Origin of the sequence: Cryobacterium sp. PH31-AA6 (assembly GCF_030063195.1) — a bacterium.
Taxonomy (GTDB): Bacteria; Actinomycetota; Actinomycetes; order Actinomycetales; family Microbacteriaceae; genus Cryobacterium.
On sequence record NZ_JASISS010000009.1, the window covers coordinates 92,428 to 116,065 of the forward strand.

Below are 23,638 nucleotides of genomic sequence, written 5' to 3' on the forward strand. Positions count from 1 at the left end.
TCAGCCCGCGGTCACGGCCCGCCGCCACCAGGCCCGTGCCCTACGTCTGGAGGGCGCCTGGTCGGGCACGGGCAGCAGCTCAGCCCGCACGAACCGGCGGATGCGTGCCCGCGCCGGTGACTTCGGCGCGGCATCGCGCAGGCTACGCCCGGTCAGGATCGCCGCATCCGCTCCCTGCTGGTCCTGCGGCACCAGGACCGCCGTTTCGATGCCGCCGAAGCGCCGCAGCGCCTGGATCACCTGCCCGCGCGGGTCCAGGCCGACGGCGCTGGAACGCACCCGGTTCATCACGACGCTCACCCGGTCGGTCGTGATCACGTCGGCGAGGTCGACCCAGGCCCGCAGGAACCGGGCCATCCCGACCGGATCGGCGAGACCGCAGGCGACGACGTGGTCGCATTCCCTGAGCCCGGTGAGGGTGGCCGCGTTCCGCCGCGGCGCGAACAGGTCGCTGGAGATCTCCTCGTCGCTTTCCAGGCTGAAGCCCGTGTCGAGCACGACGTAGTCGACCCAGCGTCGCAGTGCGTCGATGGTGCGGGTGACGCGCTCGCTCGAGAGCTCAGGCCAGCGGGACGGCCGGCCGATGCCGGTGAGAACCCAGAACGCCCCTGACGGCGAGTCGTACCGTTGCGCGACGCGCTCGAGTTCGGTCCGGGTGAGGCTGTCCGACCCGGCCAGCCGGCACGCCGCTGCGAAGCCGGGCGCCTCGTCGAGCATCCCGAGGCTGGGGGCGACCGAACCGCTGTAGGTGTCGATATCGGCGAGCACGACGGTGTGCCCCGCCGCGGCGATCTCCGCCGCAATGTTGATTGCCAGGGTGGTGCGGCCAGGCGCCCCGGCCGGGCCCCAGACGGCGATCACCGAGCCGGCCCGGGCAGGACCGGCCGCCGCCGCGCGGTCACCGATCCGCAACGGGATGACGACGCCGCCGCTGATCAGCCGCTCGATCTCGGGCCACCCGGCCGAGGCATCGAGCACCTCGTGCAGGCCCAGCGCCGCCGCGTGCCGCCGGTCCGCATCCGTGGCCGCGAGCGCGATCAACCGGATGCCGCCGCCATCGCACGCCGCGATCAGCTCGGCGCTCAGGGTGCTGCGGGCCGCCCCCACGATCACGACGTCCGGAGTGGCCTCACCGAGCAGGTCGAGAATGTCGTCCACGGTGCTCGGACGGGCAACGACGGCGTGCCCGTTCTCAACGATGTCGGCCAGCAGCCTGTCTTCGGTGCGGCGCGGCAGCGCCAGCGCGAGGGTGGCCACGGTCACTTCCCGAGCGGCTCGTTGACCGGGACGACCGCGACGGCGTCTCCGTTCGCGATCGCCTCGAGCACGGCCGCGACCCTGGCCTTGGGCACAAGGACTTCCACGGACCGCCGACCGTTGGCCGCGACCAGACCCGTCGGTTCGACGATTCGCACCACGGCGGCCTGTCCGACGAGCACCACGGGCGGGTCGAATCGTGCGTGGTCGCTTTGGCGCGCCGACCAGACGTCGACCACGGACCCCGGCCCGAGGGCGGCGGCGAGGGGGCTGGTGAGCTCGACGACGACGCTGGTCCGCATCTCCCCCGATCTGCGGCCGACCGCCGACGCGGGCACGAGCTCGCCGGCCGCGATCGTTCGGGTGACGACGACGCCGTCCCCCGGCAACCGCACGGGAGTGAGGTACAGGTCGTCGGCGCCGTCGAGGCGCACGTGCGTCACGGCGAGGTCGGCTGCCTCGATGCGGTCACCGACGGCGAGGGTGGACCGGGCGGCGTAGACCATCATTGTGCGGTCGCTTCCGGCGACGACCGCATAGACCCCGCTGACGGACGCGAAGACGAGGACCAGCCCGATCGCGAACCGAGGATCGAACCAGAATCTCGGCCGGGTCCTGCTCGTGGGTTTACTCACGCCCGTCCGCCTCCGTTCTCGAGATCCTGTCTCGTCGATATCCATCGTCGCCCACGCCGCCCGGTCGTGGGCAAGTTATCCACAGGACCGCGGCGTTCGCACTCCCTCGCGGTCGACAGCGGATAATCGGAACATGAACGATTCCGTTCCGTCCAGTGACGTCGGCCGTTTCCTCACCCTCGCCGACACCGCGGAGATCCTGTCGCTCTCCGCAGCCGAGGTGTTCGACCTCGTGCGCACCGGCGAGTTGCCCGCGATCCGGCTGGGCACGGCGGGGGCGTGGCGGGTCGAGCGCGTCGTGCTCGAGTCGTTCATCGAGGCCAAGTACGAGGAGTCCAGACGCATGGCGCTCTGGCAGCAGTCCGACTTCGGTAACATTCCCGAGCTCTCCGGCGGCCGCATCATCCGACCGGAAGACTCACCAAGCTAGAAGCACCCGCTAGAAAAGCAGCACGAGCTGAATCTCGGCCAGCGGCACGATCCGAGCGTGACGCACCTCCGCGGCCCTGCGCACCGTTCCCGCCGCGTGCACCGCCAGGTCGAAATGGTCCCGCCCAACCCGGTCGATCGTTCCGGTCAGGACTCCAGCACGGGTGCGCACCTCAACGCTCGCGCGTCGCCGGCACAGGTCGCGGAGCACGAACGACAGGCCGATCCGGTCCACCAGCCGGGCCGTCCGGCCGGGTTCGGCCGCCAGCGACGCGGCCACATCGTCGGCGGCCACGATCACCCCCGATACCGCGGCGAGCGGGAGCACACACTGCACGCCGAGGGTGGAGGCGTCGAGCAGGTCGGCGGCCAGCCAATCCCGGCCGAAGGTGGTCGGTCGCAGGGTGATGACCTCCCCCGAGGTGAGGGCCACCCGGAGGATGCCGGCACGCGTGCCATACCCGCCGGCCAGGCTGGTCAGTCGGTCCCGCAGGGAGAGCCGAGCCAGACGCAGCCGTTCCTCCTCGGCACGCAAGTCGACCTCGTCGGCGTTCAGCTCGTGTTCGAGCTGTCCCTCGAGGTCGTCGAACAGGTTGTCCCAGCGCACACCCCGAAGCTAGCCTGAGCGGCCGACCGGGGCCTCGGGTTATCCACAGGGGCGATAAATGCTGGACACCGGCGCGCAGGAATGATTGAGTGTCCGCCAGGGGTACCACCCCCGCATGGGGGGTCCCGTGATCCGCACGAATTCCAGGTCCACGCGCACCGCAGCACCAGCCGCACTCCCGCACCATCCCAATGCCAGAACCACCCGGAAGTCCCGGCGGTAGGCGCCAGGGCACCGGGCTCACGCGCCTCGGAGGAGTCATGACCCATCCCGCTGCCGACCCGGCACAACACGCCCGCCTGGACCGGTTCCTCGACGAGGACTTCTTCGGCCACCAGCCGGCTTCCCGCGAGCAGCTTCCCGATCCCGAGCCGCTGCTGGTCAATCTCACCCGGTGCGTGATCGAGGTGCTGGCGGGGGCACGCGAGCTGGACCAGCTGGCACGCTGGGTCAGCGACGACGTCTACCGTCACCTGCTCAAGCGCGTGGTGTTGTCATCCCGGGCGCGGGCCATCAAGGGCCTGCAGGCTCAGCGACCGGCCATCAGCATCGGCCGCGTCACCATCACCGAGCCACGCGACGGCGTGATCGAGGCCGTGGTGATCGTGCACAGCCGCGTTCGGGTGCGCGCCGTCGCGCTCCGCCTGGAGGGCATGGACCATCGTTGGCGGGCGAGCGCGATCAACGTCCTCTGATAATCCCGGCGGTTGATCCCGGCGCTCTACTTCTTGCCCTGGGCGCGTCGCTCTGCACGGTTGACCGGGGCCGGGCCGTTGTCGCGTTGGCCGAACGCCCCCCGCTGGGTGGAGGGCGCCCCGGCCGCTGCCGGCCCACCCTCTGGGGCGCCGTCATCCGCCGCCGCCTTGCGTGCCCGGTCCGTGGCCGCCTGCTGGATCTGACCGCGCTGGTTTCGCACTTCGACTCCACCGGAGTCGCTCGGTGCGGTATAGCTCAGCTTCTCATCCCCCGCAGTGGGGGCGAGACCCTTGGCCGCCACGACCGGACCGGCCACGGCGCCGGGCGTCTGGGTGACCTCGACCTCGAGGTTGAACAGGAAGCCGACGGTCTCCTCGCGGATCTGTCCCATCATCTGCTGGAACATGGCGAAACCCTCGCGCTGGTACTCGACCAGCGGATCACGCTGGGCCATGGCGCGCAGGCCGATGCCGTCCTTCAGGTAGTCCATTTCATAGAGGTGTTCACGCCAGCGACGGTCGATCACCGAAAGCACGACCCGGCGCTCGAGCTCGCGCATGGCGGGGGAACCGAGCGATTCCTCCCTGCCCTGGTAGGCGACCTTGGCATCCGAGATGATCTCGCGGCGCATGAAGTCGCGGTTGATCTTGCCCTTGTTGCCGGCCTCGGCGACGACCTCGTCGATGGTGAGGCCCACCGGGTAGAGCGTCCTCAGTTCGGTCCACAGGGCGTCGAAGTCCCAGTCGTCGCCGTTTCCCTCGCCGGTGTGCACGTCGAGGACCTCGTCGATGACGTCCTCGAGGAACCGCTGGGTTCGCTCGTGCAGGTCGTCGCCCTCGAGGATGTGGCGGCGGTCGCCGTAGATCGCTTCGCGCTGGCGGTTGAGCACGTCGTCGTATTTGAGCACGTTCTTGCGGATTTCCGCGTTGCGGCCCTCCACCTGCGCCTGGGCGCTGCGGATGGCACGGCTGACGACCTTGGACTCGATGGCCATGTCGTCCGGCACGCCCTGCCGGCCCATCAGGCTCTCGGCGGCGCCGGCATTGAACAGGCGCATCAGGTCGTCGGTGAGTGAGAGGTAGAACCGGCTCTCTCCGGGGTCACCCTGACGTCCACTGCGGCCGCGGAGCTGGTTGTCGATCCGGCGCGACTCGTGCCGTTCCGTGCCGAGCACGTAGAGACCGCCGGCGGCGATGACCTTCTCCGCCTCTTCGGCGACCTCGGCCTTGACGGCGGCGAACACATCGTCCCAGGCCTCCTCATAGTCGTCGGGGGTTTCGACCGGGCTCAGTCCCTTTGCGTTCATCTGGGCGACGGCGAGGAACTCGGCGTTGCCGCCGAGCATCACGTCCGTGCCACGGCCGGCCATATTGGTCGCAACCGTGACGGATGCGAGCCGACCCGCCTGGGCCACGATCGCGGCCTCACGGGCGTGGTTCTTGGCGTTCAGGACCTCGTGGCGCACACCCTTCTTGGCGAGCAGGCGCGACAGGTATTCGCTCTTCTCAACGCTGGTGGTCCCGACCAGGACGGGCTGGCCCTTCTCGTGCCGGGCCACAATGTCCTCGACGACCTGGCCGAACTTGGCCTCTTCGTTCTTATAGACCAGGTCTGACTGGTCCAGGCGTCGCATCGGCTTGTTGGTGGGGATGGAGACGACACCGAGCTTGTACGTGCTCATGAACTCGGCGGCTTCGGTCTCGGCCGTTCCGGTCATGCCGGACAGCCTGGAGTAGAGCCGGAAGTAGTTCTGCAGGGTAACCGTGGCGAGGGTCTGGTTCTCGGCCTTGACCGCAACACCCTCCTTGGCCTCGATGGCCTGGTGGATCCCCTCGTTGTATCGACGGCCCATCAGGATGCGACCGGTGTGCTCGTCGACGATCAGCACCTCGCCGTTCATGACGACGTAGTCCTTGTCCTTTTTGAACAGGGCGTTGGCCTTGATGGCGTTGTTCAGGAAGGAGATCAGCGGGGTGTTCGCCGACTCATAGAGGTTGTCGATGCCGAGGTAGTCCTCGACCTTTTCGATGCCGGGTTCCAGGACACCGACGGTGCGCTTCTTCTCGTCGACCTCGAAGTCCACGTCGGGAATGAGTCGCTTGGTGAGGCTTGCGAACTCGGTGAACCACCGGTTGGCCTCACCGGATGCGGGCCCGGAGATGATCAGGGGGGTCCTGGCCTCGTCGATCAGGATCGAGTCGACCTCGTCGACGATCGCGAAGTAGTGACCGCGCTGCACCATGTCGGAGGCCTGCCAGGCCATGTTGTCGCGCAGGTAGTCGAAGCCGAATTCGTTGTTCGTGCCGTAGGTGATGTCGGCCATGTACATCTCGTGGCGTTGTTCGGGGGTCTGGCCGGACAGAATGCAGCCGGTGGTCATGCCCAGGGCGCGGAACACCCGGCCCATCAGCTCGCTCTGGTAGCTCGCGAGGTAGTCGTTCACGGTGATGATGTGCACGCCGCGGCTGGTGATCGCGTTGAGGTACGCGGCGGTGGTCGCGACGAGAGTCTTGCCCTCACCGGTCTTCATCTCCGCGATGTTTCCCAGGTGAAGGGCGGCGCCACCCATGAGCTGCACGTCGAAGTGACGGAGGCCGAGGGTCCGGGTGGATGCCTCGCGCACCGCGGCGAACGCCTCGGGCAGCAAGTCGTCCAGCGACTCGCCGCCCGAGTAACGCTCGCGCAGCAGCACGGTCTCGTTCTTCAGTTCCTCATCGGTGAGGTGACTGAAGTCCTCTTCCAGCGCATTGATGGCCTTCGCATACTGCTCGAGTCGACGCAGAACGCGCCCCTCACCAACACGAAGAACCTTTTCCAGAATTGAGGCCACGAATGCACTCCATTAGTCGTCATGGCGCAGATTCACGCCTGTCGTCCGGCCGGACGCATGTATCCCGGCGCAGCGCGCCGACACAGCGGCAACTATAACAATGCTAGTTGGTCAGTTGCTGCGCTTGGTGGCCGACGGCACTGCCTCCGTGAGTTCGTCGCTGTTCTCGTCCAGTTCGATCACACCGTAGTCCCAGCCCTTGCGCCGGTAGACCACACTGGGACGCTTGGTCTCCGCGTCCTGGAACAGGTAGAAGTCGTGACCGACCAACTCCATGAAGTAGAGGGCGTCGTCCACCGTCATCGGGGCCGCTGCGAAGACCTTGCGGCGGATGACGACCGGGGAGTAGACCTCTTCCGGCGCCTCGGCCGTCGTTTCCTCGGTCACGACCGGGATCGCTCCCGTGCGCACCCGGTCGAGGGTCTCCGCGTCGGCCGGCGTGATGTCGACGACGCTGAAGTCCACCGACGCGGCGTCGTGGAGTGAGATCGGCCGGTGAGCGCCGCCACGGTGCAGCTTCTGACGGTCCTTGGCCCGGCGCACGCGCTCGAGCAGACGGCCGAGCGCCACATCGAACGCCGCGTACTTGTCCGAGCCGTCGGCCTCGGCCCGCACGACGGGGCCCTTGCCGATCAGCGTCAGTTCGACGCGGTCGTTGCCCGTCGCCCCGTTCTTTTCACGGTGGCGGCTGAGCTTGATTTCCAGGGCGAGGGCCTTGTCGGCGAGACCGGCAACCTTCTCGGCCTTCTCCGTCGCATATTCCCGGAAACGATCAGTGATCCCTAGGTTTCGTCCAACGATGTTTGTTTCCATGACGACCTCCAGATCTGGCGAACCGCCCTTTTATCTGGGCGATTAGTACGCGCCTTTAGCTCCCACCGTAGTGCTCCCCGGTGGATAAGTCATGGCTTTTGTCAACGAGTTTCCGTTGAACGGGAGGCGACGGCATGACGACGCCGTGTTTCCGCGAGAGTGGCCACTCCGACCACCTCGCCGCCGGCTTCGAGCACGGCGCGGCGGGCCTCGAGCACCGTCGCACCGGTGGTGAGAATGTCGTCGACGACCAGAGCACGGAATCCGTCCAGGGCCCGGACTGCTGCCAGGGACCCTCGTTTGTTCGAGCCGCGTTCCCCGCTGTCGAGGCCAACCTGGTCGGTGGTCTCGCGCACGGCACGCAGCACCCGCGTCGGCTTCAGCCCGCCCCGGAGAAGGAGCAGCTCGACAGGGTGGAAGCCACGCTGTCGCCAGGCCCGCCTGGTTGACGGCACGGTGACCAGATGGATACCCGACCGGCCGTCTTCGTCGGAGGTCGGCGCCGCGGCGAGCGCGGCGACGACGGCGCACCGGAGGGACGCGGCAAGCGCGCCGGCGGCATCCGTGCGGCCGCCGTCCTTGTAGGCGGCGATCACCTGCCGGACCGCACCGGAATAGTCCAGCGCCGACCACACCGGGACACCCCGGCGGTCGGCGCAGTGCACGGCGGGACGCAGCGCCGTGCGGCAGGCGGGGCAGAGCGACCGGTCCGGCCTGCCGCAGCCGCTGCAGTCGGTCGGCATCACGACCGCCCACGCGTCGAGCAGGGCCTCTCCGATCCCTCGCGACAGCCTCATCGGCCCATCGTTCCCCGTGCGCCCGCGGGCGGGCTCTGCTCGCCCAATCCGGTGCAGAGCCGCGCGGCGGAGCGCCGGGGAGGGGATGGCTGGCCGCCGATCTAGCCGCCGATGCCCTGCTGGGTGGCCAGCAGCGTGACCCCGTCGATGCGCTGCTGCCAGCCCAGTCCACGCTGAACCAGGAGCGCCCCGGACGCCGTGAGGGCCCGGAGGTCACGCAGGCTGTTGCTGCCGACAATGGCGACCGAATCCGGTGCGGACTCGAGGATCGAGCTGACGCCGCCGATTTGCTGGGCGACGATCCGCTCTTCGCCCCCGGGGATCACGGTCAGGTAGGCCACGGTGAGCTCATCGATCCAGGTGGCGTCGATCGGCTCGCCGACCTCGGAGGCCAGCTGGACCTCGTCGCCGAGAGCCACCGGCACGTTCTTCTCCCGCTTGATCGATACGACCACGAAACGGGTGTCGGTGCCCGCCCGAAGCAGCGCGATCAGCCGGGTGCCGTCGCGAGAGACCCGAAGGGACGCGATCGAGGAGGCTTCCGGCCATGGCGCCGGCACCGCGGTCGCGTCGCCGGAGGGACTGTAGACGAACAGCTCCCCCGGTCGGGCCGCCGGCACAGACCAGACGTAACCGTGGTTGTCGACCGCGGGTGCGATCAAACCCTGCCGCGGGTCGAGCAGCTTCGGATCCTCGCCCACCCGCACGCCGTAGACGCCGGACCCGGTCAGCGCGGCCGCGACCGTCTGCCCCGGCGAGAGCGTCACGGCACTGGGGCTGAGGGCCACGATCTGATCGGAGAGCCCGGGGATGGGCGTGGTGTTCTTCCCCGTCGCCGCCAGGAAGCCGAACTCGCTGTCGCGGAGCACGAGCGCCCGGGCGTCCACCCGGGGGTTGACCGTTGGCGCGTTCCCACCCAGGTCGCCGATGTCCTGGGAGTTCTGGTTGATCGTGATGGTCACGGACAACCCGGTGGGGAGGCTGTTTCTCAGCTGGACCCGCATCCGCTGCAGGGTGACCCGGTCGGCGTTGAGGGCTTCGCTGTTCAGATCGACCTTGGCGTCCCTGGCGATGACCTGAACCGCATCGGCGGTGAGTTTCGTCCCGGCCGGGAACGCGGTCACCACCGAGCCGGCCAGCCAGGGGCTTGGCCCGGCGAGCATGCCGTTGACGATCTTGGTCAGCGTGGCCGCGCCGCGCGGGAACCAGCGGAGGTCGGGCACCAGGAAGCTGAAATCGGGGTCGAAAAAGTAGAGCGCCTGGGCGGTGAACACGTCCCGGAACGTGTTCTGGTCGATCACCGTGCCGTTCGGGGCCGCGCTGATGCGCCATTGGCCGCCGACCTGAACGAACTGATAGCGCAACGGAACGGGGGCCGAGGATTCGACCTCCTGGTACTCGCCGATCTCGTCCACTTCCGCCACGGGGGTGACCGTGAACACCATCGTGCGCTCGTCGGCGACGACGACGCTCCGGCCAACGCCGTCGTCGACGGTCACACCGGACTCCGGACTCCAGGCGCCGCTGTAACTCGGGGCCAGGAACTCGCGGGCGATCTCGTAGTCGTTCTCCGGGCTGGTGGCCGCGTCAATGAAGCCGCGAAGGATGCCCTCCTGGCTGGCGTCCTTCTGCGGTCTGGACGGCAGGAACACCGGAGCGGGGGTGTCGCCAGGCTGCACCGCCTGGCCGGCCCTGACGCCGCCGTCCCTGGGGATGCCCGAGCACCCGGCCAGCAACAGTGCCAGCGCGAGCAGGCCGGCCAGGGTCCGGATGCGGCTACGCATGGTGACCTCCGGTCACGATGTCGGCGGTGGCCGGGGCGATTCCGGCATCGTCGGGCGGCAGCGGGCTCGGCGAGGACGTGAAGGTTCCCCGCGCGGTGCGCGGCAGGGTCAACCGGAAGCAGGATCCCTTGCCGGGGCTCGACCAGACCTGCAACCAGCCGCCGTGCACCGAGGCATCCTCGAGCGCGATCGAGAGGCCCAGACCGGTGCCGCCGATGGTGCGTTTGCGGGAGGGATCGGCCCGCCAGAACCGGTCGAAGACATGGGCGAGGTCGGTCTGGCTCATTCCCAGTCCGTAATCCCTGACGGACAGGGCGACGGCGGTCTCGCTGCTGTCGACGGAGACGATAATGGGTTTGCCTTCCCCGTGTTCGATGGCGTTGCCGATCAGGTTGTGCATGATCCGGCGGATGCGACGCGGGTCGACTTCGGCGTCCAGGTGACCGCCGGGCGCCACGAGGGTGAGCTGCGTGCCCTTCGACTCACCGAGGCTGCGGAGCCCGTCGATCGCATCCTCGGCCAGGTGCACGAGGTTCGTCGGTTCCGTCTCCAACTCCACCGACCCGGCGTCGTACTTGCTGATCTCGAGCAGGTCCTCGAGGAGCAGCTCGAAGCGTTCGACCTGAGCGTGCAGCAGCTCGGCGGTGCGCCCGGTGGCGGGACGGAATGTGGCGCGCTGGTCGTAGAGCAGGTCCCCGGCCAGCCGGATCGTGGTCAGCGGGGTGCGCAGCTCGTGCGAGACGTCGGAGACGAAGCGCTGCTGTACCTCGGAGAGGTCGGCCAGCTCCCTGATCTGGCTCTCCAGACTGTCCGCCATCCCGTTGAACGACCGGGCAAGGGTGGCGATGACGTCGGTGCCCTTCTCCGGGATGCGTACCCCGAGATCGCCGGACGCCAGCCGCTCGCTCGTCTCCGCGGCGACCCGGATCGGGGTGACCACGAAGCGCACCACAATCCAGGTGACGGCCCCGATCAGCAGAACGAGCAGGAGGCCGGCGACGATGAGCGTGCGCTGCACGAAGAAGAGGGTCGCCTCTGCCTCACCGAGGCTGTAGCCGATGTACAGCTCGTAACGGCCGGCGACCGGCACGGTGAGTTGAGATCCGACGACGATTCCCGGGGTTTCGCCGCCGTCGTCGGTGGAGAGCGTCACCGACTGCCAGAACTGTTTCCCCGAGTCTTTCTGCACCGATCCGCGGAGCTCGTCGGAGATGACCGAGGTCGATTCCCCGAACGTCGAGAAGTCCTGGGGCGCGGCCGTCGAGGGTTCCTGGCCGGGCACCCGGAACACGGCGACGAGACGACTGGACGACGCCGCCGAAATGGAACTGCGTGCGGAACCGAGCAGGCTCTGCACCTGTACCCGGTCGGAGGCATCGGAGGCGTCCAGGATGCCCTGGGCCGCGGCCGTCGCCCGGTTCGAGTCCAACTCGACCTGGCCCAGTCTGGACTGGAACAGGTCGTTTCCCACGCTGATCGACACATACACACCGACGAGGGCGATGGCGATGCCGGACAGTGCCACGGTGATCGCCACGGTGCGGAACTGGAGCGAGGAACGCCAGAGACGCGCGGTCCTGGCCGGCCAGGACCGCCAATCCCGCCAGTCGATGCGAACAAACCCGGTCTGGTCGGCCACGGGAATTAGCCGGCCGCGCCGGCCCGGTAACCGACTCCGCGCACGGTCATCACGATGCGGGGGTTGTCCGGATCGTCCTCCACCTTCGCGCGCAGACGCTGAACATGCACATTGACGAGCCGGGTGTCGGCCTTGTAGTGATAACCCCAGACCTGTTCCAGGAGCATCTCCCTGGTGAAGACCTGTTGAGGCTTCGAGGCGAGAGCAAGCAGCAGGTCGAACTCGAGCGGGGTGAGGTTGATCTGGCGATCGCCGCGACGCACCTCGTGCCCGGCCGCGTCAACGACCAGGTCGCCGATCTGCAGGGTCGCCGCGGTGTCGTTCGAGACCGGGCGGAGGCGGGTGCGAATCCGGGCGACGAGTTCCTTGGGGTTGAACGGTTTGACCATGTAGTCATCCGCCCCCGACTCGAGGCCCTTGACGACGTCGGTGGTGTCGGTCCTGGCCGTGAGCATGATGATGGGCGTTCCGGACTCGGCACGGATGAGACTGCACACCTCGATGCCGTCGAGGCCGGGCAGCATGAGGTCGAGCAGCACGAGGTCGGGTTTGGTCGCCCGGAACGCATCCAGCGCGAGCGCACCATCCGCGCAGAAGAATGGTTCGAAGTCTTCGCCGTGCAAGACGATGCCGATCATCTCTGCCAGCGCGGTGTCGTCGTCGACGACCAGAATGCGTGCGTTCATACGTCCGTTTTCAGCTCAGTCACCCTGGAATTCCCCCCGGTGAGTAGTGCAATCTTTAGTCCAAGAGTAGTCGAGACTTCGGCGCGATCCGGGAACGTCCCTGTTCGGTACCGAGGTGTGCCAGCATTGATCTCGTGACGGACCCGCGGAACTGGCAGTCCCCGACTGATGAGGGGCGAAATCCGCCGCGCTACGGCGAGCAGATCCCGCCGAATGCGCCGCCCGGCGGGCAACAGCCCGGCTGGACTCCGCCGCCTCGCCCCGGCCTGATCCCCCTGCGCCCGCTCGGCTTCGGAACGCTGCTCTGGGCGCCGTACCAGGTGCTCCGCCGCAACCCGAAGGCCACGTTCGGAAGCGCCCTGCTCATCCAGGCCGTGATCACCCTGGCTACCCTCGCGGTCGTCGGCACGGTGACGTTCTTCGCGCTGAGCCGGGTGGACAGCGCACCGCTCGCCGAGCGCGACGCCGTGCAGGCCGGGGCCTGGGTCAGCATCGCCCTGTCCGCCCTGATCCCGATCGCGCTCTCGCTCGTGGCCAGCGCCCTGCTTCAGGGCGTCATCGTCCTGGAGGTCGCCAGGGCCACCCTCGGCGAGAAGCTCCGGCTGGTCCTGCTCTGGCGGATGGTCGGCCGCCGGCTCTGGCCGCTGGTGCTGTGGACCCTCCTGCTCAGCACCGCGGTACTCGTGGGCCTCGGCGTCGTCGCCGGGGTCGTCGTGCTGTTCGTGACGCTCGGCGGGGCGTGGGTCTACCTCGGCGTCCTCGCCGGCGTCCTCGGCGTCCTGCTCTTCATCGCCGGCAGCGCCTGGCTCGGAACGAAACTGTCCCTGGTGCCGTGCCTGATCGTGCTGGAGCGACTCGGCATCCGCCGGTCGGTGCTGCGGTCGTGGTCGCTGACCCGCGGATACTTCTGGCGAACCCTCGGCGTGCAGCTCCTCGTCGCCGTGATCATCAACGTCGTCAGTCAGGTCGTGGTCACCCCGGTGAGCCTCCTGTTCACGGTGGCCACCTCGCTCGTCGACCCCAACGCCAGCTTCGACGCGTACCTGCCCTCGATCGTCCTCTATGTACTCGTGTTGTTCATCAGCCTCGTGCTCGGCGCGGTTGCGACGGTTGTCCAGTCCGCGACGGTCGCCCTGATCTACATCGACCTGCGGATGCGCAAGGAGGGCCTGGATCTCGAACTGGCTCGTTTCGTCGAGTCCGGTCCGGGCAGCGGCAGGATCGACCCCTACCTGGTGAGCGCCGGCCCGCGGACACCTGGGGCATGATCGGTGGGTGGGGGCTCAGAACGGCGGTGCTGGCCGGCATCCCCGTCGATCCCGACGCGCCGGAAGCCCGCAGCCTGCTCCGTGAGGAGCTGGCGAAGGCGCGGTACCAGTCGGCCCAGCCGACCTGGTTCGACCGGCTCTCCAAGGCCATCCTCGACTGGTTCGGCTCCCTCGTCGCGCCGTCCGGGGGCGGCCCGGCCGGCTGGGTCCCGTTGATCGTGACCATCATTGTGGCCGCGGTCCTGATTGCGCTCTTCCTCATCTTCGGTCTGCCCCGGCTGAACCGACGCAGCACCCTGGCCGACGAACTCTTCGGCGTGAGCGACCGCCGCACGGCGGCCGACCTCAGAACGGCCGCCCTGGCCGCCGCCTCACATCGGGACTGGACCCTGGCGGGCGAGGAGATGTTCCGGGCGGTTGCCCGGGGCCTGTTCGAGCGCACAATCCTGATTCCGACGCCGGGTACCACCGCGCACACCTTCGCGGATCGAGCCGCCGATGCGTTCCCGAGTGAGCGCGTCAGGCTCGCCACGTCAGCGGACGTCTTCGACGGACTTCGCTACCTCGGGGAGGACGGGACCGAGGCGATGTTCCTCGCCCTGGCCGCGCTGGAAAGCGACCTGCGTGCGGCAACCCCCGTCCGGCGGGAAGACCCAACGCCGCCGGGCGCGTCATGACCGGCGCTCCGGCAGCGGATGCGTCCACTCGGGCGACGCCGGACGCCGAGTCCTCCACGCCGACCCTGCGCCTGGCGTTCAGGCGCTCCGCGTTCTGGATCGCGGCCGGCGCCGGCGCCCTGATCGTCGCCATCATCGCCACCGTCCTGGCCGGTGGCGGCCAGGTCGGCGGGCCGCCTCTCGCCGCCGACAACCCGGCCCCGGCCGGCGCCATGGCCCTCGTCGAGGTTCTGCGGAGCCAGGGGGTGAGCGTGACCGTGGCCGATACCCTCGCCGAGGCGACGGCCGCGGCGGCCGGATCGACAGACTCCACACTGTTCTCCTTCGACGCGGACGGGTATCTCACCCGTACTCAGCTCGAAACGATGGCCGGCCTGGCAACCCGGACGGTCCTCGCGGACCCCGACTTCGACGCCATCCTCACGCTCGCCCCCGGCGTCGGTTTCGGAGGACTGGCCGGGACGGATCCCCGCACGGCGAGCTGCGACATCCCGGCCGCGGTCAAGGCCGGCCGCGTCTCCCCGGGCGGAAAGACGCTCTCCATCACGGCGAACGGCGATGCCGATGCCGACGGTTTGACCGGATGCTTCCCGTCGGGAGCAACCGCCTTCTCACTGGTGTCCCGGACCGCCGGCGACCGGACTCTCACGCTCGTCGCCGACACCGCGGTGTTTCGCAATGACACGATCACCCTCGATGGCAACGCAGCGCTCGCCCTCAACCTGCTCGGGTCCGGCGGCGACCTGATCTGGTACCTGCCGACCCTGGCCGATGTGGCCCGCACCGGGCCGCCGTCGCTCGGCGAGCTGACGCCCGGTTGGGTCACCCCGACGCTGGTGCTCCTCGTTCTCGTGTCCTTGGCCGCCATGGTCTGGCGTGGACGCCGGTTTGGCCCACTGGTCGCGGAGAACCTGCCCGTCACCGTGCGCGCCGGCGAGACGATGGAGGGGCGTGCCCGTCTCTACGCGCGCAGCAGCGCCCGCCTGCGAGCCCTGGATGCCCTGCGGGTGGGAGCGATCCAACGGCTCGCGGCGAAGGTGGGCCTGTCCAGGCTCGCGACCCTTGACGACGTTGTCCTGGCCGTTGCCGCGGCTGCGGGCCGGGCCCCCGCCGAGGTGCGGTTGACGCTCGTCGACGCCCTGCCGACCAGCGATCGCGACCTCGTCACCCTGTCCGACCGAATCCAGGATCTCGAGCGGGCCACCACGCGAACGCCAACGTCACCGCCACCCGGAAGAATGGACCCATGAGCACTCACACCGCTGCCGTCGACACCCTCCGAGATTCGCTCGTCCAGGTCCGCACCGAGGTCGGCAAGGCCGTCGTCGGCCAGGACGCCGCGGTGACAGGTTTGATCATTGCCCTGCTGGCCAGGGGCCACGTACTGCTCGAGGGTGTGCCGGGCGTGGCAAAGACGCTGCTGGTGCGCGCGCTCAGCCACTCCCTCAGCCTGGAAACCAAGCGCGTGCAGTTCACCCCCGACCTCATGCCCGGCGACGTCACCGGCTCCCTCGTCTACGATGCCAAGGTCGGTGAATTCGAGTTCCGTCAGGGGCCGGTGTTCACCAACATCCTGCTGGCCGATGAGATCAACCGCACGCCGCCGAAGACCCAGTCCTCGCTGCTCGAGGCGATGGAGGAGCGACAGGTCAGCGTCGACGGCGCGTCCCTGCCCCTGCCGGAGCCGTTCATCGTCGCCGCCACCATGAACCCGATCGAGTACGAGGGGACCTACACGCTGCCGGAGGCTCAGCTCGACCGTTTCCTGCTCAAGCTCGTGCTCGACGTTCCGGAGCGGGACGCGGAGTATGAGGTGCTCAGACGGCACGCCGAAGGATTCAACCCGCGCGACCTGGCCGGCGCCGGGGTCACCGCGGTACTCGGCCCGGAGCAATTGCGCGCGGCGCAGGCGGCCGTGTCCTCCGTCGGGTCCAGCCCGGACGTGCTCGCCTATATGGTCGACCTCGCGAGAGCGACCCGGCGCAGTCCGTCGGTGAAACTGGGCGTGAGCCCCAGAGGCACCACGGCGCTGCTGGCCTCGGCAAAGGCCTGGGCCTGGTTGAGCGGCTACGACTCGATCACCCCCGACCACATCCAGGCGATGGTCCTGCCGTGCTGGCGGCACCGGATCCAGCTGCGTCCGGAGGCCGAACTCGAGGGCGTCTCCGTGGACGCGATCCTGCGTGCGGTCATGGCTCAGGTCCAGGTTCCGATCTAGAGTGACGATCACCGGTCGCTTCGTCGCGCTCGTCGCCCTCGGCGTCGTGCCGATCGTTGCGCTTGGCCGCAGCCCGGGCATGGCCGCCGCGGTGCTCGGCGGGTGGCTGCTGCTCGTGCTCGGCCTCGGCATCCTCGACCTCGCACTGGCCGGATCGCCGCGCAGACTGGCACTCACGCGCAGCCTGCCGACCAGGGTCCGCCTGGGCGAGACGGTGACGAGCGACCTGTATCTGACCAACACCGGGAGCAGGCGTCTCCGGGCGGTCGTCCGGGACGGCTGGCAGCCGTCCGCCGGCGCGGGTGACAACCGCACCCCACTCCTCATCCCGTCGGGTGAACGGCGCGTCGTCTCCCTGCGCCTGACCCCGTTCCGCCGGGGCGAACGACGGGTGCAACAGGTGACGGTGCGATCGACCGGACCGCTCGGTCTCTGGGTGCGGCAGGCCAGCCTTGACTGCCCCGGAAGGTTGCGGGTGCTGCCGCCGTTCAACGCGCGCAAGCACCTCCCCTCCCGGATCACCCGGCTCAAGGAGCTCGACGGGCGCACCAGTCTCCTGGTCCGCGGTCAGGGCACCGAGTTTGATTCACTGCGGGAGTATGTGCGCGGCGACGACGTCCGATCCATCGATTGGCGGGCCACCGCACGTCAAAATGACGTCATGGTGCGCACCTGGCGCCCCGAACGCGACCGGCGCGTGGTCATCCTGATCGACAGCGGCCGCACCTCCGCGGCGCGAATCGACGACGAACCTCGACTCGACACCGCGTTCGAGGCGGCACTCCTGCTCGCCGGCCTCGCCTCCAAAGCGGGCGATCACGTCGACTTCATCGCCTACGACAGACGGGTGCGCGGCCGGGTCCAGGGCGCCCAGGGCGCAGAGCTCCTCTCACGGATGGTCGATGCGATGGCCGTGATCGACCCCGAACTGATCGAAATGGACTGGTCGGCCGTGCCCGGTCAGGTCCGGGCGGTGACCAGCCAGCGGGCCCTGGTCGTGCTGGTCACCTCGGTCGACGCCCCCGGCGCCTCGACGGCGCTGCTCTCGATGCTGCCGCAGCTCACCCGACGGCACACCGTTGTCGTCGCATCCGTGACCGATCCGACCACCCTGAGCGCCAGCCGGGAACGCGGCACCCGGGAGCAGATCTACCGGGCGGCGGCGGCGGAACGGGCCCTGCTCGATGTGGCGCGCGTCTCCGCCGCGATCCGGCAGCAGGGGGCGGACGTCGTCACGGGCTCCCCCGCCGATCTTCCCCCCGCCCTCGCCGACCGTTATCTCGCGCTCAAGGCGGCCGGTCGGCTCTGAACCGGTCGGCCCTGAACCCGTCGGCCCTGCGGAGGCGGCCCGGTCAGGCGGAGTAGATCCGTGTGCTGCCGGCTTCGTACTCGGTCAGGTCGCCGGATTCGCCGGCGCGGGTCGCCCTGCCCCCCAGCACGATCATGTAGGCGAGGAAGGCCAGGAGGGCGGCGGCTCCGATGCCGATCTTCACGGGCCACGGCCAGGGCGCCGGGGTGACGAAACCCTCGATCACGCCGGAAACGAAAAGAACCAGCACGAGTCCGATGGCGACCGTGGACAGTGCACGGGCATCCTCGGCCAGTGCCTGGGCCCGTGTGCGTCCACCCGGAGCGATCCAGGCCCAGAAGATTCGGAGCCCACCCGCGGCGGCCACGAAAATCGCGGTGAGCTCCAGCATCCCGTGGGGGGCGATATAGAGCAGGAAGACGTCGCCCTTGCCGTAGGCGAACATGACGCCGGCGGCAACGCCGATGTTCTGGGCATTCTGCAAGACGATGTAGGGAACGTAGACCCCGAGAATGCCGAACGCGATGCACTGCGCTGCGATCCAGGCGTTGTTGGTCCACACCTGCCCGGCGAATGACGCGGCGGGGTTCTCCGAGTAATAATTGACGAAGTCCTCGTCGGCGAGCTTCTGGAGCTGGGCATCCGTGCCGAAGTTCGCGAGGACCTGCGGGTTCCCGAGAGCCCACACGGCGTAAAGGGTCGCGACGACCGCGGTGACGACCGCGACGGCGAGGGTGAGCCACCGCAAGCGGTACAGGGCAGCCGGCAGCTGAAAGACGAAGAAGCGGGGCAACTGCGAAAGAACGTTCGCGCTCGCCCCGGTGAAGCGCAAACGGGCCCGGGACAGCGCCACCGAGAGCCGATCTCCGGGGATGGTGGAGCCGGCCGTGGTCTTGATGAACGAGAGTTCGGTGGCGCCCGCCTGGTACCGCTCGATCAGCTCGTCCGATTGCGCGCCGGACAAACGCCGCTGGGAGCCGAGCTCGGCCAGCCGGTCCCATTCGGCGCGGTGCGCCGCTGAATACGCGTCGAGGTCCATCTGCTCTAATAGTAGGCATGGCGGAGCACGGTATTGTTGCCGATCACGGCGAGTATCCCCTGAACGAGTTCGAACTCGTCACCGGTGAAGCAGTTGCGCTCGATGTGCGCCCGGCCAGCGTGATCCTCCGGGCCGCCGGCACCATCATCGACTGGCTCGCCTACCTCCTCCTGTTCGTCGGCCTGGCGTTCGTGGTGAGCGTCCTGATCGGCGACTCGCTGGACGACGCTCTGGCCAGAACCCTCGGCGTCGCCGGACTGGTCTTTTCCATCCTGATCCTGCCGATGACCGTGGAGATTCTCACCGGGGGCCGCAGCCTCGGCAAACTGGCGATCGGGGCCCGGATCGTGCGCGACGACGGTGGGGCGATTCAGCTCCGCCACGCATTCATCCGCGCCCTGGTCGGCGTGATCGAGCTCTACTTCACTTTCGGGGGACTCGCCGCGATGACCGCCCTGCTCAACGGCCGGTCCAAACGGCTCGGCGATCTGCTGGCCGGCACATACAGCCAGCACGAGCGGGTTCCGGCCGACCACGCCGCGGTGCGTGGTCTTCCACCCGAGCTCGAGGACTGGGCCCAAACGGTCGACATCGTGCGTTTGCCGGACCAGCTCGCCCGCCGGATCGCTCAGTTCCTGCGGCAGGCCGCCCGGCTCAGCCCGGACTCCCGGGTGATGCTGGCCGCCGGCCTCGCGGATGAGGCCTCCGTGTTCGTGTCGCCGCTCCCCGCTGCGCCGCCGGAGAGCCTGCTCCTCGGAATCGCCGCCGTGCGTCGTGACCGCGAGTATGCCGCGCTGATGCTGGAACGCGCTCGCCTGGAGCGCCTCCAGCCCGTGCTGGACAACCTCCCCCACGGCTTCCCCAACCGTTAGGCCTCCCGCAACCACACAGCGCGTGCTGACCGGCGACATCCTCGAGCCCGTGTTCGCCGGTCCCGTCTAGCGGATCTTCGCGGTTGCCCGCGCCGGTGCCTGGTGCTCGTGGCCCGTGTTGGTGCTCGTGGCCCGTGGTCTGCGGCGGGCCGGGTTCCGGGGCGTGGGCCGCGAGGGCCCTGGTCGGAGCCGGCGTGGTGCGTTGCGCTGCGGTGCGGTGCGGGGTGGGGTGAGGGTTAACGCAAGAAAGCCACCCCGTGGGGTGGCTTTCTTGGTTTTTCTAAGTTAAGTCCGGCGGTGTCCTACTCTCCCACAGGGTCCCCCCTGCAGTACCATCGGCGCTGAGAGTCTTAGCTTCCGGGTTCGGAATGTGACCGGGCGTTTCCCTCTCGCTATAGCCGCCGAAACATCTTTCGATGAATCGATTCTATATTTTTCAGTTATAGAGCCCTCACGGTGCTTATGCCGGTGAGGGCGTTGTTCTCGACCGTACATCGAGAACCACATAGTGGACGCTTGCAGCTTATTCAAACTGGTGTGTTATCAAATTATTGGCTTATTAGTACCGGTCAGCTCCAAGGGTCTTTAGTCCCCTCTTCCACATCCGGCCTATCAACGCAGTAGTCTAGCTGCGAGCCTCTCCCCCGAAGGGATGGAAATCTCATCTCGAAGCCGGCTTCCCGCTTAGATGCTTTCAGCGGTTATCCGTTCCGAACGTAGCTAATCAGCGGTGCTCCTGGCGGAACAACTGACACACCAGAGGTTCGTCCATCCCGGTCCTCTCGTACTAGGGATAGATCTTCTCAAATTTCCTGCGCGCGCAGCGGATAGGGACCGAACTGTCTCACGACGTTCTAAACCCAGCTCGCGTACCGCTTTAATGGGCGAACAGCCCAACCCTTGGGACCTACTCCAGCCCCAGGATGCGACGAGCCGACATCGAGGTGCCAAACCATGCCGTCGATATGGACTCTTGGGCAAGATCAGCCTGTTATCCCCGAGGTACCTTTTATCCGTTGAGCGACAGCGCTTCCACAAGCCACTGCCGGATCACTAGTCCCGACTTTCGTCCCTGCTCGACTTGTCAGTCTTACAGTCAAGCTCCCTTGTGCACTTACACTCGACACCTGATTGCCAACCAGGTTGAGGGAACCTTTGGGCGCCTCCGTTACTTTTTAGGAGGCAACCGCCCCAGTTAAACTACCCACCAGGCACTGTCCCTGAACCGGATCACGGTTCGAAGTTAGATATCCAATATGACCAGAGTGGTATTTCAACGTTGACTCCACCTGAACTAGCGTCCAAGCTTCACAGTCTCCCACCTATCCTACACAAGCCACACCGAACACCAATACCAAGCTGTAGTAAAGGTCACGGGGTCTTTCCGTCCTGCTGCGCGTAACGAGCATCTTTACTCGTAATGCAATTTCGCCGAGTTCGCGGTTGAGACAGCTGGGAAGTCGTTACGCCATTCGTGCAGGTCGGAACTTACCCGACAAGGAATTTCGCTACCTTAGGATGGTTATAGTTACCACCGCCGTTTACTGGGGCTTAAATTCTCAGCTTCGCCTTGCGGCTAACCGTTCCTCTTAACCTTCCAGCACCGGGCAGGCGTCAGTCCGTATACATCGTCTTGCGACTTGGCACGGACCTGTGTTTTTAGTAAACAGTCGCTTCCCACTGGTCTCTGCGGCCTTCGAACGCTCCCGGAGCAAGTCCGTTCACGCCTCAGGCCCCCCTTCTCCCGAAGTTACGGGGGCATTTTGCCGAGTTCCTTAACCACGATTCTCTCGATCTCCTTAGTATTCTCTACCTGATCACCTGAGTCGGTTTGGGGTACGGGTGACTAAAACCTCGCGTCGATGCTTTTCTTGGCAGCATAGGATCACTGATTTCGTCCGTGAGGACTACCCATCGGGTCTCAGCCTTATCTGAGAGACGGATTTGCCTATCTCTCGGCCTACATCCTTAGACCGGGACAACCATCGCCCGGCTCAGCTACCTTCCTGCGTCACACCTGTTAATACGCTAACCGCACCGACATAGGGTCGCACGCTAGGCCCCACGCTTCACCCCGAAGGGATCCATCTAGGGGATTCAGATGCTTAGCATTATCGGATTAGTTTGGGCGGTTTTTCGCCAGTACGGGAATATAAACCCGTTGTCCATCGACTACGCCTGTCGGCCTCGCCTTAGGTCCCGACTTACCCAGGGCGGATTAGCCTGGCCCTGGAAACCTTGATCTTTCGGAGGACGGGTTTCTCACCCGTCTTTCGCTACTCATGCCTGCATTCTCACTCGTGTAGCCTCCACGGCTGGTTTACACCGCCGCTTCGCTGGCCACACGACGCTCTCCTACCCATCAACACGGCTGAACCAACACAACAAGTGTGCGGCTTACCAAAAATATCAATGCCACAACTTCGGTGGCGTGCTTGAGCCCCGTTACATTGTCGGCGCGGAATCACTTGACCAGTGAGCTATTACGCACTCTTTCAAGGGTGGCTGCTTCTAAGCCAACCTCCTGGTTGTCTGTGCAACTCCACATCCTTTCCCACTTAGCACGCGCTTTGGGACCTTAGTTGGTGGTCTGGGTTGTTTCCCTCTCGACGATGAAGCTTATCCCCCACCGTCTCACTGCTGCGCTCTCACTTACCGGCATTCGGAGTTTGGCTGACGTCAGTAAGCTTTTAGGCCCCATCGGCCATCCAGTAGCTCTACCTCCGGCAAGAAACACGCAACGCTGCACCTAAATGCATTTCGGAGAGAACCAGCTATCACGAAGTTTGATTGGCCTTTCACCCCTATCCACAGCTCATCCCCTCCATTTTCAACTGAAGTGGGTTCGGTCCTCCACGACGTCTTACCGTCGCTTCAACCTGGCCATGGATAGATCACTTCGCTTCGGGTCTAGGACATGCGACTGAATCGCCCTATTCAGACTCGCTTTCGCTACGCATTCCCCTCTCGGGTTAAGCTCGCCACATATCACTAACTCGCAGGCTCATTCTTCAAAAGGCACGCTGTCACCAGAATCAGACTGGCTCCAACGGTTTGTAAGCAAACGGTTTCAGGTACTATTTCACTCCCCTCCCGGGGTACTTTTCACCTTTCCCTCACGGTACTTGTTCACTATCGGTCATGTAGGAGTATTTAGGCTTATCAGGTGGTCCTGACGGATTCACACGGGATTTCTCGGGCCCCGTGCTACTTGGGATACTCTTCGGGTGATTGCTGCATTTCGACTACGGGGTTCGCACCCTCTATGACCAGGCTTTCAATCCTGTTCGTCTATACAACGTTCTAACCCTCACTGTTCGGCAGAAGCAGCAGAAAAGTCCCGCAACCCCGACCATGCAACGCCTGCCGGCTATCACACATGATCGGTTTAGCCTCATCCGGTTTCGCTCGCCACTACTAACGGAATCACTATTGTTTTCTCTTCCTGTGGGTACTGAGATGTTTCACTTCCCCACGTTCCCTCTACCCGCCCTATATATTCAGGCGGGAGTCACCAGGTCACCTTACAGGCCTGGCGGGGTTTCCCCATTCGGACATCCTCGGATCACAGTTCGTTTATCAACTCCCCGAGGCTTATCGCAGATTACTACGTCCTTCTTCGGCTCTACATGCCAAGGCATTCACCGTTTGCTCTTAGAAATTTGAAATCACATGAGTTTGAATCGATTGGTGTCACGAATAAATTCGCGACAGAAATTGACCAATGATCTAACACTCAAAGAGTGTTTTGATCTTTGTAATTTGCAGTCCGAAGACTGTCAAATTTAAGATGCTCGCGTCCACTGTGTAGTTCTCAAAGTACGGGCGGTACCCAGGCCCAGCCACGAATGATGTGACTGAGACAAGGTCCAGAGGAAAGGTTCATCCGCCGGCTAAAAGCCAGGAATGTTCCGGTCCCTCAGGACCCAACAGCGTGCATATGCAAACCCGCCAGGACCCCACCTTTCCGATACCCCAGAAGGGCATGTACTCGTTGAGAACCTCTTGGTTCTGCATCAATGTCAATGTTCCACCCATGAGCGCCACCGGGAAACGTGTGTTCCCGAAATGGCTTGGCAGTG

18 protein-coding genes and 2 rRNA genes are annotated in these 23,638 nt (G+C 66.3%); 8 read left to right on the forward strand and 12 right to left on the reverse strand.

Features of this window, described 5'->3' with window-relative positions:
* Entirely contained in the window at positions 1 to 1,257 is a 1,257-nt protein-coding gene (locus QMG61_RS08840) for a CpaE/TadZ family protein (RefSeq protein WP_283493975.1), read from the reverse strand.
* Positions 1,258 to 1,259: 2 nt separating this feature from the next.
* On the reverse strand, positions 1,260 to 1,892 hold the full coding sequence (locus tag QMG61_RS08845) for a hypothetical protein (RefSeq protein ID WP_283493976.1): 633 nt from the start codon (positions 1,890 to 1,892) through the stop codon (positions 1,260 to 1,262).
* A 133-nt stretch (positions 1,893 to 2,025) separates the two neighbouring features.
* On the opposite strand from QMG61_RS08845, the gene QMG61_RS08850 reads away from it, so the two are divergent.
* Positions 2,026 to 2,322 carry a helix-turn-helix domain-containing protein gene (locus QMG61_RS08850; protein WP_283493977.1) on the forward strand — a complete coding sequence of 99 codons (297 nt, stop codon included), beginning with the start codon at positions 2,026 to 2,028 and terminating at the stop codon, positions 2,320 to 2,322.
* A gap of 9 nt (positions 2,323 to 2,331) precedes the next feature.
* Here QMG61_RS08850 and QMG61_RS08855 read toward each other — a convergent pair whose 3' ends face one another.
* Positions 2,332 to 2,928 carry a hypothetical protein gene (locus QMG61_RS08855; protein WP_283493978.1) on the reverse strand — a complete coding sequence of 199 codons (597 nt, stop codon included), beginning with the start codon at positions 2,926 to 2,928 and terminating at the stop codon, positions 2,332 to 2,334.
* 260 nt (positions 2,929 to 3,188) lie between these two features.
* On the opposite strand from QMG61_RS08855, the gene QMG61_RS08860 reads away from it, so the two are divergent.
* Positions 3,189 to 3,623, forward strand: coding sequence for an Rv3235 family protein (locus QMG61_RS08860; protein WP_283493979.1), 435 nt, complete (start codon positions 3,189 to 3,191; stop codon positions 3,621 to 3,623).
* A gap of 26 nt (positions 3,624 to 3,649) precedes the next feature.
* Here the strand turns inward: QMG61_RS08860 and secA are convergent, their stop codons facing one another.
* From secA to mtrA, 6 genes are all read right to left on the reverse strand, one after another.
* Positions 3,650 to 6,454 carry a preprotein translocase subunit SecA gene (secA, locus tag QMG61_RS08865; RefSeq protein WP_283493980.1) on the reverse strand — a complete coding sequence of 935 codons (2,805 nt, stop codon included), beginning with the start codon at positions 6,452 to 6,454 and terminating at the stop codon, positions 3,650 to 3,652.
* A gap of 111 nt (positions 6,455 to 6,565) precedes the next feature.
* The gene (gene hpf / locus QMG61_RS08870) at positions 6,566 to 7,267 is read right to left on the reverse strand and encodes a ribosome hibernation-promoting factor, HPF/YfiA family (RefSeq protein ID WP_283493981.1); all 702 of its coding nucleotides are present in this window, start codon (positions 7,265 to 7,267) and stop codon (positions 6,566 to 6,568) included.
* A 101-nt stretch (positions 7,268 to 7,368) separates the two neighbouring features.
* Complete coding sequence (locus QMG61_RS08875; RefSeq protein WP_283493982.1) at positions 7,369 to 8,064, reverse strand: ComF family protein; 696 nt, start codon at positions 8,062 to 8,064, stop codon at positions 7,369 to 7,371.
* A 101-nt stretch (positions 8,065 to 8,165) separates the two neighbouring features.
* Positions 8,166 to 9,848 carry an LpqB family beta-propeller domain-containing protein gene (locus tag QMG61_RS08880; protein WP_283493983.1) on the reverse strand — a complete coding sequence of 561 codons (1,683 nt, stop codon included), beginning with the start codon at positions 9,846 to 9,848 and terminating at the stop codon, positions 8,166 to 8,168.
* The gene (gene mtrB, locus QMG61_RS08885) at positions 9,841 to 11,493 is read right to left on the reverse strand and encodes an MtrAB system histidine kinase MtrB (protein ID WP_502847023.1); all 1,653 of its coding nucleotides are present in this window, start codon (positions 11,491 to 11,493) and stop codon (positions 9,841 to 9,843) included. Before mtrB ends, QMG61_RS08880 begins: the two co-directional genes overlap by 8 nt.
* Positions 11,493 to 12,173 (reverse strand): MtrAB system response regulator MtrA, encoded by a 681-nt coding sequence (gene mtrA, locus QMG61_RS08890; protein ID WP_283493985.1) that lies wholly within the window; start codon positions 12,171 to 12,173, stop codon positions 11,493 to 11,495. The genes mtrB and mtrA overlap by 1 nt, the downstream gene beginning before the upstream one ends.
* A 134-nt stretch (positions 12,174 to 12,307) precedes the next feature.
* Between mtrA and QMG61_RS08895 the strand changes: the two genes are divergently transcribed.
* From QMG61_RS08895 to QMG61_RS08915, 5 genes are read left to right on the forward strand one after another with little or no spacing between them, the layout of a single operon-like run.
* The gene (locus tag QMG61_RS08895; protein ID WP_283493986.1) at positions 12,308 to 13,441 is read left to right on the forward strand and encodes a glycerophosphoryl diester phosphodiesterase membrane domain-containing protein; all 1,134 of its coding nucleotides are present in this window, start codon (positions 12,308 to 12,310) and stop codon (positions 13,439 to 13,441) included.
* Positions 13,438 to 14,118: a DUF4129 domain-containing protein gene (locus QMG61_RS08900; protein WP_283493987.1), complete on the forward strand. Its 681-nt coding sequence runs from the start codon at positions 13,438 to 13,440 to the stop codon at positions 14,116 to 14,118. The genes QMG61_RS08895 and QMG61_RS08900 overlap by 4 nt, the downstream gene beginning before the upstream one ends.
* Positions 14,115 to 15,368, forward strand: coding sequence for a DUF4350 domain-containing protein (locus tag QMG61_RS08905; RefSeq protein WP_283493988.1), 1,254 nt, complete (start codon positions 14,115 to 14,117; stop codon positions 15,366 to 15,368). Before QMG61_RS08900 ends, QMG61_RS08905 begins: the two co-directional genes overlap by 4 nt.
* The gene (locus QMG61_RS08910; RefSeq protein ID WP_283493989.1) at positions 15,365 to 16,336 is read left to right on the forward strand and encodes an AAA family ATPase; all 972 of its coding nucleotides are present in this window, start codon (positions 15,365 to 15,367) and stop codon (positions 16,334 to 16,336) included. Before QMG61_RS08905 ends, QMG61_RS08910 begins: the two co-directional genes overlap by 4 nt.
* A 1-nt stretch (position 16,337) precedes the next feature.
* Positions 16,338 to 17,645 carry a DUF58 domain-containing protein gene (locus QMG61_RS08915; protein ID WP_283493990.1) on the forward strand — a complete coding sequence of 436 codons (1,308 nt, stop codon included), beginning with the start codon at positions 16,338 to 16,340 and terminating at the stop codon, positions 17,643 to 17,645.
* A 43-nt stretch (positions 17,646 to 17,688) separates the two neighbouring features.
* Here QMG61_RS08915 and QMG61_RS08920 read toward each other — a convergent pair whose 3' ends face one another.
* Positions 17,689 to 18,684 (reverse strand): stage II sporulation protein M, encoded by a 996-nt coding sequence (locus tag QMG61_RS08920; protein ID WP_283493991.1) that lies wholly within the window; start codon positions 18,682 to 18,684, stop codon positions 17,689 to 17,691.
* Positions 18,685 to 18,701: 17 nt separating this feature from the next.
* On the opposite strand from QMG61_RS08920, the gene QMG61_RS08925 reads away from it, so the two are divergent.
* A complete protein-coding gene (locus tag QMG61_RS08925; RefSeq protein WP_283493992.1) occupies positions 18,702 to 19,556 on the forward strand; it encodes an RDD family protein in 855 nt (284 codons plus the stop codon).
* 289 nt (positions 19,557 to 19,845) lie between these two features.
* Here the strand turns inward: QMG61_RS08925 and rrf are convergent.
* A 5S ribosomal RNA gene (gene rrf, locus QMG61_RS08930) occupies positions 19,846 to 19,962 on the reverse strand.
* Between the two features lie 133 nt (positions 19,963 to 20,095).
* Positions 20,096 to 23,224 (reverse strand): 23S ribosomal RNA (locus tag QMG61_RS08935).
* Positions 23,225 to 23,638 lie beyond the last annotated feature (414 nt).

Bases quoted from the DNA above. Each gene is read 5' to 3' on its own strand.
- QMG61_RS08850 (WP_283493977.1), top strand. From the start codon at position 2,026: ATGAACGATTCCGTTCCGTCCAGTGACGTCGGCCGTTTCCTCACCCTC.
- QMG61_RS08860 (WP_283493979.1), top strand. From the start codon at position 3,189: ATGACCCATCCCGCTGCCGACCCGGCACAACACGCCCGCCTGGACCGG.
- hpf (WP_283493981.1), bottom strand. From the start codon at position 7,267: ATGGAAACAAACATCGTTGGACGAAACCTAGGGATCACTGATCGTTTC.
- QMG61_RS08875 (WP_283493982.1), bottom strand. From the start codon at position 8,064: ATGAGGCTGTCGCGAGGGATCGGAGAGGCCCTGCTCGACGCGTGGGCG.
- QMG61_RS08880 (WP_283493983.1), bottom strand. From the start codon at position 9,848: ATGCGTAGCCGCATCCGGACCCTGGCCGGCCTGCTCGCGCTGGCACTG.
- mtrA (WP_283493985.1), bottom strand. From the start codon at position 12,173: ATGAACGCACGCATTCTGGTCGTCGACGACGACACCGCGCTGGCAGAG.
- QMG61_RS08900 (WP_283493987.1), top strand. From the start codon at position 13,438: ATGATCGGTGGGTGGGGGCTCAGAACGGCGGTGCTGGCCGGCATCCCC.
- QMG61_RS08905 (WP_283493988.1), top strand. From the start codon at position 14,115: ATGACCGGCGCTCCGGCAGCGGATGCGTCCACTCGGGCGACGCCGGAC.
- QMG61_RS08910 (WP_283493989.1), top strand. From the start codon at position 15,365: ATGAGCACTCACACCGCTGCCGTCGACACCCTCCGAGATTCGCTCGTC.
- QMG61_RS08920 (WP_283493991.1), bottom strand. From the start codon at position 18,684: ATGGACCTCGACGCGTATTCAGCGGCGCACCGCGCCGAATGGGACCGG.
- QMG61_RS08925 (WP_283493992.1), top strand. From the start codon at position 18,702: ATGGCGGAGCACGGTATTGTTGCCGATCACGGCGAGTATCCCCTGAAC.